The organism is Streptomyces murinus (assembly GCF_002154555.1).
Lineage (GTDB): Bacteria > Actinomycetota > Actinomycetes > Streptomycetales > Streptomycetaceae > Streptomyces > Streptomyces murinus.
On record NZ_MUNF01000879.1, the window covers coordinates 1 to 2142 of the forward strand.

The window sequence follows — 2142 nt, forward strand, 5'->3', positions numbered from 1 at the left end:
TCGGGCCGGTGCGTCACCAGGTCCGCGTCGCCCTGCCCAGCCGGCGCCTGGCCGCGGCCCTGGTGACGCACCGGCCCGATGTGGTGCACCTCGCCAGCCCCTTCGTCCTCGGCGCCCGCGGGATGGCGGCGGCCGCCCGGCTCGGCCTGCCCGCGGTGGCCGTCTACCAGACCGACCTCGCCGGTTACGCCCGCACCTACATGGGCGCCGGGGAAGCCGCAGCCTGGCGCCGGATCCGCTCCGTGCACGCCGCCGCCGACCGCACCCTCGCCCCCTCCAGCGCCGCCCTGGGCGACCTGGAGACGCACGGGGTGCCCCGGGTGCGGCTGTGGCCGCGCGGCGTGGACACCGTACGTTTTCGGCCGGACCGGCGGGACGAGGAGCTGCGCCGGGAACTCGCACCGAACGGTGAGCTGATCGTCGGCTACGTCGGCCGGCTCGCCCCCGAGAAGCACGTCGAACTGCTCGCCGGTGTCTGCGCCCTGGACGGCGTCCGGCTCGTGGTCGTCGGCGACGGACCCAGCCACGACCACCTGACCGAGGCGCTGCCCGGCGCCGTCTTCCTGGGCCGCCGTACCGGCGACGACCTGGCGCGGATCTTCGCCTCGCTGGACGTGTTCGCGCACACCGGCCCGTTCGAGACCTTCTGCCAGACCGTGCAGGAGGCGATGGCCAGCGGCGTCCCCGTCGTCGCGCCTGCCGTCGGCGGACCGCTCGACCTGGTGGACCACGGCCGTACCGGACTGCTGGTGCCGCCGCGCGACGCCGAGGCCGTCCAAGGCGCCGTGCGCTCCCTGGCCGAGGACCCCGCGCGCCGGATCGCGTTCGGCGCCGCCGCCCGCACCCTGGTCGAGGGCCGTACCTGGGCCGCCGTGGGCGACCGGCTGATCGGACACTACGAGGACGTGCTCGCCGGGCGCCGGACGGCGGTGGCGGCATGAGCGCCCGGCCGCTGCGTATCGTCCGGCTCGCCAACTTCGTCGCGCCCGCCTCCGGCGGTCTGCGCACCGCCCTGCGCGAACTGGGCAAGGGCTTCCTGGCGGCGGGCCATGAACCGGTGCTGATCGTGCCCGGAGACCGGCACACCGACACCGACACCGAGCAGGGCCGCGTCATCACCCTGCCCGGACCGCTGCTCCCCGGCACCGGCGGCTACCGCGTGCTGACCGACCGGCGCCGCCTCGCCGCCCTCCTGGAGGACCTCGGCCCCGACCGACTGGAGGTCTCCGACCGGACCACCCTGCGCTGGACCGGGCGCTGGGCCCGCCGGGCGCGGGTGCCCGCCGTGATGGTCTCCCACGAGACCGCCGACGGTGTGCTGCGCACCTGGGGCCTGCCCGAACACCTGTCCACGCGGGCCGCGGACGCCCTCAACACCCGTACCGCGCACGTCTATTCACGCGTGGTGTGCACCACCGAGTACGCCGAGCGCGAGTTCGTCCGCATCGGGGCGCGCAATGTCGTACGCGCCCCCCTGGGCGTCGACCTGACCGCCCGCCACCCCGCGCTGCGCGACCCCGGCGTGCGCACACGACACGCGCGCGGGGGAGAGGCGCTGCTGGTGATGTGCTCCCGGCTGTCCGTGGAGAAGCGCCCCGGCACCGCGCTCGACACCCTGGAGGCGTTGATACGACGCGGCCGGCCGGCGGTGCTGGTGGTCGCGGGGGACGGGCCGCTGCGGGCCCGTCTCGAGCAGCGCGCCCGGGAGCGGGGGCTGCCGGTGACCTTCCTCGGTCACCTCTCCGACCGGGCCGCGCTCGGCGCGCTCCAGGCCACCGCCGATCTCGCGCTCGCCCCCGGGCCCGCCGAGACCTTCGGGCTCGCCGCCCTGGAGGCGATGGCCTGCGGCACGCCCGTGGTGGCCAGCGCCTCCTCCGCGCTGCCCGAGGTCATCGGGTCGGCCGGGGCGACCGCGGCCGACCACGGAGAGGCGTTCGCCGACGCCGTCGAACTGCTCCTGGACCGGCCCGAGTCCGAGCGCCGGGAGGCGGCACGCGCGCGGGCCGAGTGCTTCGGCTGGGGCACGGCGGTCGAGGCGTTCCTCGCCGCCCACGACACGGAGGTGCTGGATCGCGCCGTGGGTCGTACGGACGGCCCGGAGGTAGCGGACCGCGTCGACGGTCGTACGGACGGCCCGGAGGT

The 2142-nt window shown here is 76.5% G+C and carries 2 protein-coding genes; both read left to right on the plus strand.

Annotated elements, in window-relative coordinates; translation table 11 throughout:
- Window positions 1-941, plus strand: a 941-nt coding sequence (locus CCN72_RS36220; protein ID WP_107430290.1) for a glycosyltransferase family 4 protein, incomplete at its 5' end; no start/stop codon positions are given.
- Window positions 938-2142 (plus strand): glycosyltransferase (locus CCN72_RS36225; protein WP_244174657.1); only part of this gene is annotated, 1205 nt, incomplete at its 3' end. The genes CCN72_RS36220 and CCN72_RS36225, both read left to right, overlap by 4 nt.